Source organism: Blautia sp. SC05B48 (assembly GCF_005848555.1).
Lineage (GTDB): Bacteria > Bacillota > Clostridia > Lachnospirales > Lachnospiraceae > Blautia_A.
In genome coordinates this window covers 1,745,221-1,762,054 of record NZ_CP040518.1, presented here as the reverse complement: position 1 = coordinate 1,762,054, position 16,834 = coordinate 1,745,221, and the positions used below count along the sequence as shown (strand labels likewise).

14 protein-coding genes and 1 riboswitch are annotated in these 16,834 nt (G+C 46.8%); of the genes, 2 read left to right on the top strand and 12 right to left on the bottom strand.

Annotated elements, in window-relative coordinates; genetic code table 11:
- Positions 1 to 16 precede the first annotated feature (16 nt).
- Entirely contained in the window at positions 17 to 1,447 is a 1,431-nt protein-coding gene (locus tag EYS05_RS08165; protein ID WP_138276964.1) for an aspartate ammonia-lyase, read from the bottom strand.
- Positions 1,448 to 1,844: 397 nt separating this feature from the next.
- Here EYS05_RS08165 and EYS05_RS08160 point away from each other — a divergent pair, with 397 nt between their 5' ends.
- Positions 1,845 to 2,291 (top strand): Lrp/AsnC family transcriptional regulator, encoded by a 447-nt coding sequence (locus tag EYS05_RS08160; RefSeq protein ID WP_118512732.1) that lies wholly within the window; start codon positions 1,845 to 1,847, stop codon positions 2,289 to 2,291.
- Positions 2,292 to 2,309: 18 nt separating this feature from the next.
- On the opposite strand, the gene EYS05_RS08155 is transcribed toward EYS05_RS08160, so the two are convergent.
- The 6 genes from EYS05_RS08155 to arfA all read right to left on the bottom strand — a co-directional run bounded on the left by EYS05_RS08155 (position 2,310) and on the right by arfA (position 9,155).
- On the bottom strand, positions 2,310 to 3,254 hold the full coding sequence (locus EYS05_RS08155) for a hypothetical protein (protein ID WP_118623170.1): 945 nt from the start codon (positions 3,252 to 3,254) through the stop codon (positions 2,310 to 2,312).
- A gap of 824 nt (positions 3,255 to 4,078) precedes the next feature.
- Positions 4,079 to 4,720, bottom strand: coding sequence for a thiamine phosphate synthase (gene thiE / locus EYS05_RS08150; protein ID WP_138276963.1), 642 nt, complete (start codon positions 4,718 to 4,720; stop codon positions 4,079 to 4,081).
- 16 nt (positions 4,721 to 4,736) lie between these two features.
- Positions 4,737 to 5,639: a hydroxyethylthiazole kinase gene (locus EYS05_RS08145; protein WP_138276962.1), complete on the bottom strand. Its 903-nt coding sequence runs from the start codon at positions 5,637 to 5,639 to the stop codon at positions 4,737 to 4,739.
- Positions 5,602 to 6,156, bottom strand: coding sequence for an energy coupling factor transporter S component ThiW (gene thiW, locus EYS05_RS08140; protein WP_015526323.1), 555 nt, complete (start codon positions 6,154 to 6,156; stop codon positions 5,602 to 5,604). The genes EYS05_RS08145 and thiW overlap by 38 nt, the downstream gene beginning before the upstream one ends.
- A gap of 280 nt (positions 6,157 to 6,436) precedes the next feature.
- Positions 6,437 to 6,539: riboswitch (TPP riboswitch) on the bottom strand.
- A 50-nt stretch (positions 6,540 to 6,589) separates the two neighbouring features.
- Complete coding sequence (locus tag EYS05_RS08135; RefSeq protein WP_118623166.1) at positions 6,590 to 7,579, bottom strand: aldo/keto reductase; 990 nt, start codon at positions 7,577 to 7,579, stop codon at positions 6,590 to 6,592.
- Positions 7,580 to 7,649: 70 nt separating this feature from the next.
- The gene (arfA, locus tag EYS05_RS08130) at positions 7,650 to 9,155 is read right to left on the bottom strand and encodes an arabinosylfuranosidase ArfA (protein WP_138276961.1); all 1,506 of its coding nucleotides are present in this window, start codon (positions 9,153 to 9,155) and stop codon (positions 7,650 to 7,652) included.
- Between the two features lie 335 nt (positions 9,156 to 9,490).
- Between arfA and EYS05_RS08125 the strand changes: the two genes are divergently transcribed.
- Positions 9,491 to 10,267 (top strand): helix-turn-helix domain-containing protein, encoded by a 777-nt coding sequence (locus EYS05_RS08125; RefSeq protein ID WP_138276960.1) that lies wholly within the window; start codon positions 9,491 to 9,493, stop codon positions 10,265 to 10,267.
- Positions 10,268 to 10,321: 54 nt separating this feature from the next.
- On the opposite strand, the gene EYS05_RS08120 is transcribed toward EYS05_RS08125, so the two are convergent.
- The 5 genes from EYS05_RS08120 to EYS05_RS08100 all read right to left on the bottom strand — a co-directional run bounded on the left by EYS05_RS08120 (position 10,322) and on the right by EYS05_RS08100 (position 16,809).
- Complete coding sequence (locus EYS05_RS08120; RefSeq protein ID WP_138276959.1) at positions 10,322 to 12,019, bottom strand: acyl-CoA dehydratase activase; 1,698 nt, start codon at positions 12,017 to 12,019, stop codon at positions 10,322 to 10,324.
- On the bottom strand, positions 12,016 to 13,296 hold the full coding sequence (locus EYS05_RS08115; RefSeq protein WP_138276958.1) for a 2-hydroxyacyl-CoA dehydratase subunit D: 1,281 nt from the start codon (positions 13,294 to 13,296) through the stop codon (positions 12,016 to 12,018). Before EYS05_RS08115 ends, EYS05_RS08120 begins: the two co-directional genes overlap by 4 nt.
- 317 nt (positions 13,297 to 13,613) lie before the next feature.
- Entirely contained in the window at positions 13,614 to 13,793 is a 180-nt protein-coding gene (locus EYS05_RS08110; RefSeq protein WP_015526328.1) for a DUF6472 family protein, read from the bottom strand.
- 108 nt (positions 13,794 to 13,901) lie between these two features.
- Complete coding sequence (locus EYS05_RS08105) at positions 13,902 to 14,360, bottom strand: ferritin-like domain-containing protein (protein ID WP_118512741.1); 459 nt, start codon at positions 14,358 to 14,360, stop codon at positions 13,902 to 13,904.
- Positions 14,361 to 14,424: 64 nt separating this feature from the next.
- The gene (locus tag EYS05_RS08100; protein ID WP_138276957.1) at positions 14,425 to 16,809 is read right to left on the bottom strand and encodes a glycoside hydrolase family 31 protein; all 2,385 of its coding nucleotides are present in this window, start codon (positions 16,807 to 16,809) and stop codon (positions 14,425 to 14,427) included.
- Between the last annotated feature and the right edge of the window lie 25 nt (positions 16,810 to 16,834).

The window sequence follows — 16,834 nt, the reverse complement described above, 5'->3', positions numbered from 1 at the left end:
ACTGTTCACTCCGTTCTCAGCAGGCTTTCCTTCTTGCTTCATCCTCTTTCCGCTCTTCTCCGACTTCTGTCATCAGATACGGATCAAGAACCTCTTCCAGCTCTTTCTCAGTCATGATCTCCTGTTCCAGAACAAGTTCCCGGACAGATTTGCCGGTTTTTACTGCAGTTTTTGCGATGGTTGCAGACGCCTTGTAGCCAATATGCGGGCAAAGAGCCGTTGCGATTCCTGCGCTGCTTTCCATCAGGTCTTTGCAGCGTTTGCGGTTTGCGGTGATTCCTGTGATGCAGTTTACGCTCAATGTATCCACGGCTTTTTCCAGAGTCGTAATGGATTCAAAAAGATTACAAAATACAACCGGCTCAAAAGCATTCAACTCCAGCTGTCCGGCTTCTGCCGCCATGGTAATGGTGGTATCATGTCCTACGATGTGGAAAGCAACCTGGCTTACTACCTCCGGAATGACCGGATTTACCTTACCTGGCATGATGGAAGACCCATTCTGCTTTGCCGGAAGATTGATCTCTCCAAATCCGGTTTTCGGGCCGGAAGACATCAGTCGAAGATCGTTGCACATCTTGGAAAGATCCACCGCACAGGTTTTTACCACACCGGATACAGCAACAAAGCCGTCCAGATTTTCTGTTGCGTCAAAAAGGTCCTCGGCCTGTTTCAGCGGATAACCTGTAAGCTTTTCCAGATTTGGCACGATCTTATAAAAATAAGAATCAGAAACATTGATAGCAGTTCCCACTGCAGTTCCTCCAAGGTTTACGGTATACATTTCCCTGTGAGCCTTTTCGATACGTTTCCGGTCTCTGGAAACCATAGACGCATAACCGTGGAACACCTGGCCAAGACGGATCGGAACTGCATCCTGAAGCTGTGTACGTCCCATAGTGATCACATCATCGAACTCCTCTGCCTTTTTTGCAAGCTCCTTCTCAAGTCTTATCAGTGCTTTTTCCAGAGGTGCAAGAAGATCCAGAACGGTAAGCTTACCGGCCGTCGGGATCACATCATTGGTGGACTGCGCCATGTTTACGTGATCATTTGGATGGACCATTTTATAGCTGCCCTTCGGACATCCGAGGATCTCACCGGCTCTGTTTGCGATCACCTCATTCATATTCATATTTGCGCTGGTTCCGGCACCACCCTGAATGGCATCTACGATAAATTCCTCAGCCAGTTTTCCTGCGATCACTTCATCACAGGCTCTGACGATGGCATCTGCCTTATCCTCCGGAAGAAGCCCTGCATTATTATTAGTGATAGCTGCTGCCTTTTTAATCTGTGCCAGATTCCTGATAAATACCGGATGAAGCTTTGTACCTGTAATAGGAAAATTCTGTTTTGCCCTTAAAGCCTGAACTCCGTAATAAGCCTCTGCAGGCACTTCCATAGTTCCGATTGAATCTGCTTCCAGTCTTGTTTCTGTTGTCATTTTGTCATCCCTCTTCTTTCTTCTGATCCTGTGCACATCTGATTTGCCCGTCCTCTGATCTCATTTTTTCAGTCCGACGGATATTCACTGTTTACAAATCATTCTGTTATTTTCATTTTTATCAGCAGCTGTTTTTCTGATGCCTAAGAAACTAACACTTTCTTTGTGGCTTGTAAATACTTTTAAGGGAAAACCATGATTATCCGTGTTTTTCAAAAGTTTATATTAATCTTTTTAAGAATTTCTTTTATTTTTCTTATTTATATTAAGTCGTTTCTTGTGTTGTAACAACACGCGCAGTATAATCAATACAGAAATATATATTTTCAATCCACTTCCCCACGCAGCTCTGCACCAGTTGCAAATAACATTTTTTCATCGAAAGGAGCCATTCCACATGGAACACAAACTCGACAACATCGACCGAAAGATCATCGAAATGCTTCAGAAAAACGCCCGCACCCCGGTAAAGGAAATCGCAAAGGAAGTCTTCCTCTCCTCCCCCGCTGTCTCCGCCAGGATCGAACATCTTGAAAAAAACGGGCTGATCACAGGCTACCACGCCCAGATCAACCCGGTATTTCTCGGTTATCATATAAAAGCATTCATCAACCTGGAAGTAGAACCCAACCAGAAAAAAGACTTCTGCCCCTTCATCCAGTCCATCCCAAACGTCATCGAATGCAACTGCGTCACCGGCGATTACTCCATGCTCATCGAAGTAGCCTTCCGCTCCACCATGGAACTGGACCACTTCATCAACGAACTCCAGCAGTTCGGCCGTACCAAAACACAGATCGTATTCTCCACCAACGTAGAACACAGAGATCTGCCGGTGGAGTAACCCCCCACCGGCATTTTTTTATAAACCGTATTCCCTGTACAATTCTTTACACACATCCTCACTATCAGCCATCTTCTGTATCTCATCCACGCGACCATCCGAGATCAGACAATTGATCAGGGCTCGTATTCTTGCTTCTCCCTCTGCTTTTCCTTCTGCTTTCCCTTCCGCTTTTCCACGAACTTCTCCAATAGCCATACCTTCCTCCCGAAGTCGCTCCGACTCCAGCTGCAAAACCTTTCCGCCCATAACTTCACCCACTCCTTTCCTGACTTTTTCTTCTTTTCGAAAAATATAATCCGATATTCTTATGATCAATTTATTAAGATCTGTATACATACCTGCTCTTCCAGTGATTGAAAATTCTCTCTCAAGTTTTATCCTGATATCTTCATATTCCATCAACAATCCCTGTAACTTCTCCGAATCTTTAGCAAATATATCTGCTACATTTTCATACCTCATCACGTAAAACGGAAGCAACATCAACAGATTCTTTTCGAAAATACTATCCTTCGTATAAAGTTCCATCTTCACTGTCGGAACCCGGTACACACACACCTGTCCATCCGGAAACAAAACCTTCACTTCCTCAACATCAGGCGTATTCTTCGTAGATCTCAAGTATATCACACAAGATTTCGGGAACTCTACATAAAACTTCCTTCCGACTCTCCGTCTGTTCTCCAAGGCAATTGCAAGATCATACTCAAACATCCTGATCGCCATCATAGTATCATCAGAACTCTGACACTCAATATGGTACACCTTATCCCCGATCAGAAGTCGAGCATCCGTGATCAGTTCACCATCCTCAAGCTGATGCTCATTCCTAAGGTGCATGATCTTCACATCTTCCGGATATGATGTATGAAACACCTCATTGATCAGCGGAACGGTCAGATATGTCATCTTTTCCACTATCGTCCGGAAAACATCATCAAATATAGTATTGTTAGTCATTAACACTCCTACTGGTATATATAGATTATACCACACAAATAAAACATGAAAACACCCTAAACCGGCCTTTCATAAATTTCACAGTACCCAAAAATGGAAAATGCTTCAGAACTCGAAGCTCCAAGAATGTCCATACAGACAAAAGATCTTATAAGATATAACAACCATACCACATACTATAATAAAAATCACTCAAAATTCATCCAAAAATCTCAACAACATTCGACAGCAGTTACTGTTCACTCCGTTCTCAGTAACACGCTTCGCGATGCACAGAATTTATGCTGATCGCATAAATCCGCGCGGTATGTCTCGGCCCCCTACCGTCAGGCAACCGGAAACTCAGTCTTTCCTCCCAGCTATCCAGCGCACCGCTGATGCCTCATCCACCTCCCGGCAGACCACAAGGAAACTCAGCCTTTCCTCCCAGCTATCCAGCGCAGCGCTGATAGCTCATCCATCTCCCGGCAAAGGCCACTCAACCCAACATTTACACCCAAACTCCCGAGCAGCCCCTCCTCTGCCGCCTTGAAAAACCAGCCCGTGAGGCGTGTGCTGCCTGTCACCGGACTCTGCAGGAGGGGAGCTGATTCTTGGCTGGCGGAAATCTGCGTTGTTTTTCAAAAGTCCGCTGTCTGAGCGGCTGCAAGACGCGAGTTCGGACTTTTGGAAAACGGTTTTAGCAGAATTCCGGCAGCCTAGAAGCCAGCCCCCGACGAAGCCCCGGCGACAGGCAGCACACGCCTCACGGGCGTCCGTATTTCAACAAAAAAAGAACAGCAATGAACCTCAAATCCACCACTGCTCTTCACTCATTTCCTAAATCACTTTCCTATCAAAGCAACAATCTTCTCCTTCAGCTCCCGTGCATTCCCCTGAGGATCCTCCGCCTTCATGATCGCAGAAACAACCGCCATACCACTCATACCGGCACCCTCAAGCACATCCATATTCCCGGCATTCAATCCCCCGATCGCAACCGCCGGAATCGGAACCGCCTCACAGATATCCTTCAACGTAGAAACCTTGGTAAGAATCGTCACAACCTTAGTAGTAGTAGGATAAATCGCCCCCACACCAAGATAATCCGCACCATCCTCATAAGCCTTCACAGCAGCCTCCACCGTCTTGGCAGTAGCCCCCACGATCTTATCCGGTCCCATCAGCTTCCTTGCCACAGCAACCGGAATATCAGAAGCTCCAACATGCACACCAGCCGCATCACAGGCCAGCGCTACATCCACACGATCATCAATGATCAGCGGCACATTGTAACGATCTGTGATCTCCTTCACCTTAAAAGCCTTATCCAGATACTCACGTCCACCCTTATTCTTCTCGCGAAGCTGGACCAGAGTCACACCACCCTTACAAGCCTCCTCAACCGTACGGAGCAAAGACTCCTCCGTATGATAAGAACTATCCGTCACCAGATACAACGTTACATCCAAATCTTTTCTATCCATCCTAATCCCCTCTTTTTCAGTACATTTCAATCTTCAACAGATCCAGCAGCTGTCGATCCGAAAGCCCATAGATCTCATCCAGCAGATTTACCTGAAAGCTTCCCGGACCGCGGGAAATCTTCTCCGCTTCCTCGCCGGCGATACCCATAAGTGCAGTACCAAGCACTGCCGCAGCCAGATAATTCCCGGATCTCCCATTTAATTCCATCTCAACGCCAGACCAGACACCTGCCTCTATACTATCCGTCATCTCTTTCGCAATATTATCTTCGCACCCTGGCAAAAACGCCGCAGTCAGTGCACCGACCATACAGCCGGTTCCTGTGATCCCGGACAGCGCCGCACTGCCATTTTGTACCAGAACAACCCGTTCACCATCCGTAACAAAATCCTGTTTCCCGGTAGCCAGCACAATTGCCTGATTACTCCTTGAAAAAGCCCTCAGCACCTCACTGACAGTCTCCATATTTTCCGCAGTCAGGGCATCCTGCGCCCCCGCATCGATTCCGATCGCATGAGACGGCAGTCCGGAAACAGCCAGAAGCTCTGACATATTTCCCTTCAGCACTGCCGGATGGCCGATGCTCAAAAGCTCCCGTGCCAGATCCAGCCTGAGATCACTGCAGGCAACCCCTACCAGGTCCAGAAGAACCGGAATTTTATTTTCCATCGCTGTTCTCATAGAACGCTTCATTGACTCGATCCTGGCATCGGTAATATTCCCGAGATTCAGCATCAGCGCACCAGCCGATGCCGTAATACCTGTCACCTCTGCCGGATGCTCCGCCATGATCGGCCTTGCACCTACTGCAAGGACCACGTTGGCACAGTCATGGATCGAGATCGGATTGGTGATGCAATGGATCAGCGGCTTTTCTTCTTTAATTCGCTTTCGCAGTTGTAAAATTCTTTGTCTCATATGTTTTTGAACCCAAAGCTGCCTGGAATTTCACCAGAAGACCTGCTTTACTCAGAGCCTTCAGGAAAATATAGGCAACACATCCTCCCATTGTGGTTGCTGCAAGGAACATCGGCGTATAATAAAATGCTGTCAGTCCGCCTCTTCCCATCAGGAATGCCATCACCGGATAAGAAACCATGGATCCGATGATACCTGTTCCAAAGATCTCACCGATCACCGCGCAGATGATCTTGCCTTTGGAAAGTCTGTAGAACACACCTGAAAGAAATGCGCCAAATACTGCACCGGTCAGTGCAAGTGGCGGGATTCCCATAAACATCATACGGATCACGCCGATCATGGTCGCACAGAGAAGGGAATACCACGGTCCCATCAGAACCGAGCATACGATATTGACAAGATGCGCCGTGGGGCACATTCCCTCAATCCTCAGGATCGGTGAAATAACGACACCGATCGCAACCATCATTGCCAGCATTACCATACGAAGCGTGTGCATCCTTTGTTTTTCCATAGTGTTTTCCTCCCTGAAATATCAGGCAGAGCCCTGTCAGATCCGGGCAAAAGCTTCCCGTCTGCTGCAGTCTGCCCTTAGATTTTGGCGGTCGAAGTTCCCTTACTTCCTCTCACTCCGAAAACACGGATTCCCATCGCTTACATGATCCTTCCGGAAAAATCCTCCGGAATATCACTCTCCTGCCAGACATTAAGGCGCTCCCCTTCCTGCCCGCTCTTTCGCAGAAGCTCACATAAAAAAGTGAAAGCGCATCTCCATGGATAAACTCCACGGAGACACGCTCTGAAATCACAATCCCTCCGTTGGCATTACCCAAATCAGGTACGGTCGAAGATCTATCTTCCTCTCAGCCTGTCACACAAGCTCCCGCTGGCACTTTTCTTTTCTGTTTTTCAATATAGCATACCCCTGTTTCATTGTCAAACTTCTCTTATTTAGAAATCGCGTCGATCAGACGCAGTTCCTCAGCTGTAAACGGCGCACAGTGGATAGCCTTCACATTATCAATGATCTGCTGCGGTTTGGATGCTCCGATGAGCACGCTGGTGACTTCCTCATGCTGGAGCAGCCAGCCAAGTGCCATGTCTGCAAGTTTCTCGCCTCGCTGTGCTGCCAGATCGTTCAGTCTCCGGATCTGGTCCAGACGCTCCGGTGTCAGGGCGCTTTCTTTCAGGAATCTTCCGTCCCTGCGGATTCGGCTGTCCTCCGGAATACCGTTCAGGTAACGGTCTGTCAGCTGTCCCTGAGCAAGCGGGCTGAAAGTGATCAGGCCTTTTTTCAGGATGCCGGTAGTTCTCTTTAAACCGTTCTCTTCCACAGTTCTGTCAAAAATGGAATAACGGTTCTGGTTGATCACAAATGGGCATTTCAGGTCTTTCAGGATCGCTGCTGCCTGACTTAAGGTTTTTCCATCATAATTGGAAAGTCCTACGTAGAGGGCCTTGCCCTGCTGAACTGCGGTTGCAAGCGCGCCCATAGTTTCCTCGAGGGGAGTCTCCGGGTCCATTCTGTGATGGTAAAAAATATCCACATATTCCAGGCCCATACGTTTCAAGCTCTGGTCAAGACTTGCGAGAAGATATTTGCGGCTGCCCCAGTTTCCGTAAGGGCCCTCCCACATATCATAGCCTGCCTTGGTTGTGATGATCAGCTCATCACGGTACGGCATCAGTTCTTCTTTCAAAATCTTGCCAAAATTCCGCTCCGCACTTCCGTAAGCCGGACCGTAATTATTGGCAAGGTCAAACTGTGTGATTCCGTTGTCAAAAGCTGTGAAACAAAGCTGTTTCATATTTTCATAATCAGATGTATCTCCGAAATTATGCCATAATCCGAGAGATACCTTCGGAAGCATCAGACCGCTTTCTCCGCAACGGTTATACTCCATGGTTTCGTATCGTTCCTTTGCAGGTGCGTACATAAAAAAATCCTCCCATAATGTCCCATGATTTACCTTATCTGCAACTACTTCTACTATACTTCACCCACACCTATTTCGCAAAACGGATCATATTCCAGCTGTGTTTTGTAAATACTGCTTCCAGTTTTCCGCCGTCCAGCTTTGAGCATTCTGCACTGGCTTTTACAGGAACTACATTCTCGGGCTGCGCCTCTGTATTAACTGCCTGAAGATTATCGTTATTCAGCACGATATGCTCTATGATCTTATATCCCTCAAACTGTCTTAAATCACAGGAAACTTCCATATCCTCATCCAGACTCTTATTCACCGCAAAGATCGTCAGTGTATCCTTTTCCTCATCCCAGACACAAACGGAATCCAGATACGGAGCCTCACCATAAGTTCTGCTCTCATATACCGGTGTGAGAACCTGTGTATTCAGTACCGTTCCTCTTCCATAAACACTTGTCAGCATATATGGATAAAAAATCGTCTGACGCCATGCGCCTGTATCGGATGTCATGATCGGCGCAATAACATTTACCAGCTGTGCCATGCAGGCGATCTTTACACGATCTGCATGACGGAGAAGTGTGATCAGCATACTTCCCACAAGAAGTGCATCCTCAAAGTTATAAACATCCTCCAGCTGATGGGGCGCCTGTACCCATTTTTCCAGCTTCTTATCCTGTTCATTGCTGTGGTACCATACGTTCCACTCATCAAAGGAAAGATTTATCTGTTTTTTTCCATGCTTCTTTGCTTTTACAGCATCGCAGATGGAAACCACTCCTGAGATAAAATCATCCATTCCCTTGGAGCTTGCCAGAAAATCGGCAGTGTCTCCCGCTGCATTTCCATAGTACTGATGCAGGGAAAGATAATCCACCTGATCGTAAGCCTCGTCAAGAACCGTATACTCCCAGGAGCCAAAGGTAGGCATTTCCAGATTGGAGCTTCCGCAGGCAACAGTCTCAACTTCCGGGTCCATAAATTTCATCAGGCGGGCAGTCTCTGCCGCAACTCTTCCGTACTCTGCCGCAGTTTTATGTCCCATCTGCCACGGACCGTCCATCTCGTTTCCGAGACACCATAATTTGATATCATGCGGCTGTTCATAGCCGTGAGCCTTACGGAGATCACTGTAATAGGTACCTCCCTTAAAGTTACAGTATTCCAGAAGATTTTTCGCATCCTCCGGTCCTCTTGTTCCCAGGTTTACTGCCATCATCACATCGCTGCCGGCTTTTCTGGACCAGTCCATAAACTCATTGAGACCAAACTGATTGGTCTCGATCACGCCCCAGGCCAGCTCCGTTCTGGACGGACGCTGAGCTTTCGGCCCGACACTATCCTCCCAGCGGAATCCGGATACAAAATTTCCGCCCGGATAACGAACGATCGGTACCTGAATCTCTTTTACCAGTTCCAGAGTATCCTTCCGGAAGCCCTGCTCATCAGAAAGGGGACTGCCTTCCTGATAAATGCCCTCATAAACCGCACGTCCGAGATGTTCTATAAAGGAACCATAAATCCTTTTGTCTGTTTTTCCGGTGAGGAAATATTTGTCCACGATGATCTGCGCTTTTTTCATTGTAAAAATCCTCCTGTAAATTATTATTTTCTGCTGCTACCGCATTTAGCTCTGTTTCCGATTCCGCCATATACCGGCTCTTACGCCTCTGTTCGCTCACACACTCTCAGCGGAAATCAACCGTTTCTATGTTTCATTTTACCATCCTGTTCTATCCATACCAGTGATTATCTTCCGAAATAGTTGACTTTTTTTCCGGTAAGATTTATCGTAAAGACAGTCTTACCAGACGGACGTCCCTCTGTCACTTTACTTTATACTTCCAGACAGAAAGTTCTTTACAATGCCACAGTCGGATTGTCTGATCTACGTAATGAAAGGAGCGCAGCATTTCCATGGATTTCACCTTAAATTTCTGCGAATACAACCGTTCCAACTCCGATTACGACAGGATTTTCCGGCCGGAGGGAAGCGGAGATTTTCTTTTTCTTTTATTTAAAACACCAATGAAGGTTTATCTGGGCGGTCAGCTTACTGTCACCCGGGATAATGCCTGCATCTTTTATATTCCGGGAAATCCCCAGCATTATCAGGCTGTACGAAAATTTCGGAACAGTTATGTCCATTTTTCCTGCGGAGAAAACCTGGCAAAACGGTTCGGACTTCCCTGCAACGAAATTTTTTACCCCAGTGACTGCCAGGAGATCGATCACTGTATCCAGAAGCTGCAGCATGAATATCTGAACAGAGAAGTTTTTTCCCAGGACTACGAGTATGCCCTGCTCTGCCAGCTGATGATCACAGCCTCACGGGAACTCCGCAGTACAGATACAGGCAAGTCTGCAGACTCGGAGCTCTGCAGACTGTTCCAGAAGATCCGTCTGGAAATGCTTACAAATTACGAAAAGCCATGGACAACAGAAAAGCTCTGCGCCATGGCTAATCTCGAAAAAAGTCAGTTTTATTCCTGTTACCGGAATTTTTTTGACAGCACCCCTCATGCTGACCTGAATCTGCTCCGTCTGGAAAAAGCCAAAAATCTGCTCACCAACGAAGCTCTGCCTGTTCAACAGGTGGCTCTGCTGTGCGGATTTTCAAATCTCTCCCACTTCAGCCGGTACTTTCGAAAGAACTGTGGCTGTTCGCCCAGTGAGTGGGCACGCCGCCCCTGACCAAAAGGATATTCACACTCTGCATTCACTGCGCAGGCAACTTGTCTGATCTGATCACCGTGCCGCATTACACTTCTCATAAGCAAACAGTGCCGCACCAAGCGCACCACAAAGCTGTGCTTCATCACAGATATAAAGCTTTGCACCCAGCTTCTCCTCCAGTGCCTGGATGATACCTTTATTTCTGGCAACACCACCGGTCATCATGTATTCCCCCGGATTCTTTTTGCCAAGGCGGGCTGCAAGAGCTCCTACCTTGGAAGCAACAGATACATTCAGACCATGGATGATATCTGCCACGTCCTTATTCTGGGCAACCAGGGAAACTACCTCGGACTCTGCAAATACAGTACACATGCTTGAGATCACTACGTTCTCTTTCCACTCCAAGCCACGGGTACTCATCTCCTCCAGGGAAAGTCCAAGAGTACGGGCCATCATTTCCAGGAAGCGTCCGGTTCCGGCCGCACATTTATCGTTCATCAGGAAATTTTTTACCGCACCGTTGTCATCAATGCTGATAGCCTTGATATCCTGACCGCCGATATCAATAACTGTACGCACATTCGGATTCAGATAATGGGCACCCTTTGCGTGACAGGTAATCTCTGTGATACTGTCATCACCACTGTCAATATAGGCACGTCCATATCCGGTAGTAACGATACGCACGATATCTTCTTTCCTGATCCCTGCTTTTTCCACGGCCATCTCCAGGCTCTTCTCTGCACTCATCATAGCGCCGCCGCCTGTGGGGATAATCATGGTCGATTTAATTTTTCCGTCTTTATCCAGGATCACAACATCCGTACTTGTGGAACCGCTGTCGATCCCTGCCACATAATAAACTCCTGATTCCATTTTTTTTCTTATCTCCTCGCTAATTCCTTTTGATGGGTCCATATCCTCAGAGCCTTCCAGGGTCTCCGCAAAAGCCTGTACTCTGGTAAGGAGCTGTCCTGCACTCTGGCTTGTAAAATCTGTCTCGATTTTCAGAAGCGGAACCTTGATATCTCTCTTGATACTTGCATATTCAAAACCATAATAATCACAGAACTTGATGGTATGATAAATAATCCCCTTCAGGTTCGGATCCAGATACAGCCGGTTTCTTCGGGTGCTGTTGTTCATACGGAAACAGGGCATCTGGGAAAGAAGTGCATCCGCATAAGCCAGGAACATGGCATCGTCTTCCATTTTTTTCAGCTCCTCACAGATCACTGCAAGACGTCTTCCACCTGTGCAGGTCAGATTTTCCACATCCATGCGGATATTATCCCGGATCATTTTTTCCAGGACACCGCTGACACGGACACCCAGAACGCCGATGTATGGCTGGTTATCCACATCTTCATGGGAAAAAGCATTCAGAAATCCACTTTTATCGAAGGTTTTCCCCGAAAATTTTTCATAAGCTTTCTTCAGACGGTGGATGCCCTGGGCAAGCTTCACCTTTTCACAGTCGTTATCCTCATGAGGCATGTCCAGCATGTACAGAAATTTACATTTACCGGTACTTTCCACAATGTCGTACACACGGCGCATGGAATCACAGCAGTTAACAAGAACAAGCTGCTCTACCTTTCCTTCCAGCACTGCCTGGATCACAGATTTTCCGAAGCCGCAGAGATTGGCATGGGCAATCTGGTCCGAAAGCTCAAAATTCTCCGGCATTTCCTCAAGAACCGCACATTCCTCGCCAAAGCCCTTAAACAACTCTAGCGGTGTATATTTACAGACGTAATGTATCATGACCGTTTTTCCTCCTTACCTTCTGACAACATTTCCAGATATGCCTGAAGTCGTGTGGATACCTGGCCGTCACTGGAATTGGCCGGGTTGCAGCCGTCACCGTCCAGGACCATGGTTGGAAGTCCTGCATTTTCCAGAGAATTTTTGATCAGGCTGGAAGCTCCGATGGTTCCCTTGCAGCCCCAATGTGCAAAAAGGATCCCGCCGTCTGCCTCTGTAAGGTTCGCCAGCTCCTGGGCACGCCGGATCCTCTGCTTCACACTTCCGTTGTAAATGCAGTTGACCATTTTTTCCGCAAGGGCCTCGTAAGGATCCGAGGCCTGCATCCGCTGAAAACCGTCTGCAACAAAATCACAGGCACGGATATGCACGTTCTGGCTGTAATTAAATACATCCTTTACCGGCTCCTGCAAAAACGGCATCATATGCATCCACAAAATATGAAGACCTTCCCCCTTTGGTGCCTTCTTCACATCCTCAAGAAGCATTTTTGTGTATTTCAGGGATTCCTCTGAGCCCGCCAGAAGATGGCACATAAAGATCGCATACAGCTCATTTGTCAGGGAAGTCACCGGATCGTGATCCTTTCTGAGGGCAAGCTGGCTGCTGTAATAGGAGGCCGCTTCATTGCTGTTGGCAACTGCACGCTGTACCGACTGCTCGGAGATTTTTTTCCCGCCTACATCCTCCAGGAATTTCTTCAGCTCACGGAGCTGATCTGCAACATAGCTGATGGAATCCTGATTTTTTTCATAGGGTACGTCAATATAAAAGCCCGGGATCTGATATTTCTGTTTCAGATAAGGAAACGTCATCATGTTTCCATCGCAGGCAAGGTTTGTGTAGATGGTACATTTGGGCTTCGGTACCAATCCTGTCATGGACGCTCCCAGAAAAACTCTGTGATAGGAGCACATGGTTTCCGGAAAGCCCTCTGATTCCGTCTGTGCCAGAAATGCCTGCTCACATCTGGTTCCGGCGATGAAGCAGGACATTGCCTCCACGGAATACGGAGTGATCCCTGCTGCTGTCAGAAGCTCTCCCGGTACAAAAATGCTCACCAGAGCGGTATCGTCCGGTTTTGCAAGGGCTTTGATAATATTCTGCATAACTACACGGGCTACATACTGTCCCGAAGCCGGAAGCTTCCTGTCAGGAAAAAGCTGCAGACGTTTTTCCTGAAGCCGGTAGCCAGTGAGAAGAAGTTTTCGTGCTTTTTCCGGGTCCCTGATGGATTCCTCTCCCACCATATCCCCAAATTTCTTTATAATATCCAATCTGTCACACCCTCCATCAAGTCAAAAAATCTATTATAAGTCTGTCAGACGCTTACCCGAAATTTTGTCTCAGACAAAATCCTGTAGCATTATCATCGTCTGGATGGTATAAAGGTTCCACCTGTCAGACCAATATTTTTATTATAAAGATATTTTTTTCAAATGTAAACACGCTAATTTTTACAAATTTGAAGCCTTTTGCACATATCAAAACATCAAAATGCAGATTTTCCACAAAACTCGCATTCCTTTTCGTGGAAAACCTGCTTTTGTCTTATCACATTATCTTCTGCTCTGTTTTTTTCCGTTACTCTGTATCACATCTGATGACGTACCACCTTATATTCATCTCCGGAACGATAATACGGACATTCCTTGTAATCACTGCTCACAAAACGATAATATTCATCCTCATCCAGATTGACATCACAGTAATATTCGTCACACTCTTCATCATATGTATAGTTTGCACAGTATTCGCAGCTGGTTCCCTTCATATCTATTCCTCCTCTCTTTGCAGGAAAGTATTTCTCCCTGCTGTTCTCCTGATTATATAATAAAAAAAGGAAGAATTCCATTACTGAAATCCTCCCTTTTTTTATATATCAGAACATTCCGTTCGCAGTCTTATATTTGTAAAGCATCTCCGCATGATTCTGCTCTTCCACCTGGATATCTGCCAGAAGCTTCCTCACACCACTGTCTTCAAAAGCAAAAACCTCCGAGTTGTATTCTCCGGAAATCAGCTTTTCTGTTCCGATACAGTCTGTTGCAAGAAAAGCATCGTGTTCCTTATCCTCTGAGGACATCACAGATGTGTAAGTAGTCTTTGGCTGGTAATCACGGCCGTCACTGTCATTACAGTTTACCTGTGGAACTGTGCCGGAAAGCACCTGGCTCAGGGAATCGTAATGCTCCTGCTCTTTTTTCTGAAGAGTCTGAAATAAGCTTTTAAGCTCCGGATCCCTGGCCTGCTGTGCGTATTTTCCGTATTTTTCAATGCAGCTTTTTTCCTGTGTCTGAAGATCCTGGATCACTGTGCGTTCTTTTTCCTTTAATATCATTATGATCATCCTTTCTTTTGATAATAATGATAGTATGGTTTGGAAACGCGATTTTATTCATATTTTACGCAGTCAGGATCTCCATCAGTGCTCCGTAAAGATCCTTGTCCAGCTCCATAGACTGAAGCTCAGATAAAAGAACCGGCAGCTTCTTTCCGGCTGTGACCAGCTGATATAATCTGTCCTTCAGCACAAAACCGATCTCTGCCTGGTTCAGGAAATCAAAGATACGTTTCTCTATACGATTATCCGCTACCTCTCCTGCAAGAATGATCTGCACCTCTGCCGCTGCGTCTGCTTCCACTTCCACACAGATCTTCTGAAGCTTCTCCTCATATTTTACAGCAGCCTCAGTATCTGCTCCGTTAACCAGAACCTTCACAGTATCTGTGCCTGTTTTCGCAAAATTACAGAACTCCACGGTATAAGTTCTCTTTGCCGGGATCAGCTCTGTTTTTCCCTGTGCGGGATGAATGGTAAACACTGCCTGATCCTTTTCCTTATAATCCATTTCCGTAAATACACAGGCACCATTTTCGTAAGCACAGGTTTCGTTGTCATCCTCATACAATCGGAAGCTTCCGTCAGCGCCCGGGAATACCCGGATATTCAGGCTTTCCGGATTCTTTTCCGCCTCTGTTCCACGGATCTCATCGGTCATCACCAGAATACCGCCTGCTTTTGCAAGAACCGGGATACTGTCCAGAGTACGGTACATATCCACCATTCGTCCACCCTCATAGCGCAGACCTGTGTAAATATCATACCATACCCCATCCGGCAGCCATACTGCCGTCTTTGCTACATTAAGGCCTTTTACTCTCGGTGTTGTCACAGCCGCTACCATCAGCTGGTCTCCGAAAAAGTACTGATTTTTTACTGCATATGCCTCCGGTGCCTCCGGATATTCATAATACATGGGCTCCACCAGAGGAAGATCTTCCTGATAGCTTCTGTAGTTCATTGTATAAAGATACGGCATCATTCTGTGGCGCTCACGGAGAGCTTCTTCCATGACAACCTCTGTCTCCTTTTTGAAACGCCACGGCTCTTTTCCGTTGAAGTCACTGCATGAGCTGTGAAGACGCATGATCGGAGAAAAGATCCCGTACTGTGTCCAGCGGGCGGTCATCTCGTCATCCTTATATCCAAGCATATGTCCGCCGATATCATGGCTCCACCATCCATAACCGATGTTGGAAGCTGTGGATGTAAAGTATGGCTGAAAATCAAGGGAATCCCAGGTAATATGAGTATCTCCGGAAAAGCCTATCGGATATCTGTGGCTTCCGGGACCTGCATATCTGGAAAAGGTCATGGGACGTTTTCCGTTTCTGGCACTGTCCAGGAAATGGAAGTGGTTGAAGATCCACAGAGGATCAAGCCCTTCGATCTTGCAGTTGCTTCCCTGCTGCCAGTCGATCCACCAGAAATCCACACCTTCTTCCTCTCTCGGATGATGAAGATATTTGAAATAGGCTTCCATAAATTTCGGACTTGCCGGATCACATACTACCGGATCTTCATTCTCATAATCCACACCCATGGCCTTTGCCATGTCCTCATACATTTCTTCCCAGCCCTGTACGCCGTCTGCAGGATGTACATTTAATGTGGTACGCATTCCTCTTTTATGTAAACCATCCAGAAAACGTTTCGGATCCGGGAAGAGCTCTTTATTCCAGGTATATCCGGTCCAGCCGCTTCCATATTTCGGGTCAACATCGGTCACATGCCAGTCCATATCAATAACGGCAACCGTAAATGGGATATTTTTTTCCTGGAATTTATCCATCAGCTCATTGTAGCTTTCTTCAGAATATTTATAATATCTGCTCCACCAGTTTCCGAGAGCAAACCTTGGAAGCATCGGTGTTTTTCCGCAGAGTCTGTAAAAATCATGAAGTGCTTCTTTGTAGTCATGTCCGTATCCGAAGAAGTACAGATCCTTGATACCCTTTCTTCTTGGCTCGATCCAGCCGTCCGGCAGAAGCACCTGCGATCTGCTGTCGTCCACAAGAGAATATCCGAACCTGGAAAGAATACCATGCTCCAGCTCTGTTGCTCCGTCCACCATATCCAGCGTTCTGGCGGTTCCCTTCAGATCATGGATCTCTTCTCCGTAGTGCCAGATGCTGTGGTAAGCGCTTAAGTTTCCTTTTACCTGAATGCTTAAGCCCCAGCTGGTAAATTCCTTCTCATTATAAATAAGGTGGATTCTTTTCGTATGGACCTCGATCCCATCCTCTGTACGCACTACACGATAGTCCGCTTTCGGAAAATCCCTGAAAAACACCATCTGCGTAGGGCGATCCTCAAATACACCCTCCTCATCATACTCAAGACGGATCAGCCCCTCTGTGAGAAACGTAATCCTGTATTTATCCCCTGTGATCATATTTTCACTTAACGCCAGAGGATGCGTTTCTACTTTATATATGTCCTGCATTTATGTTCCTCCGTTTATTATTTGT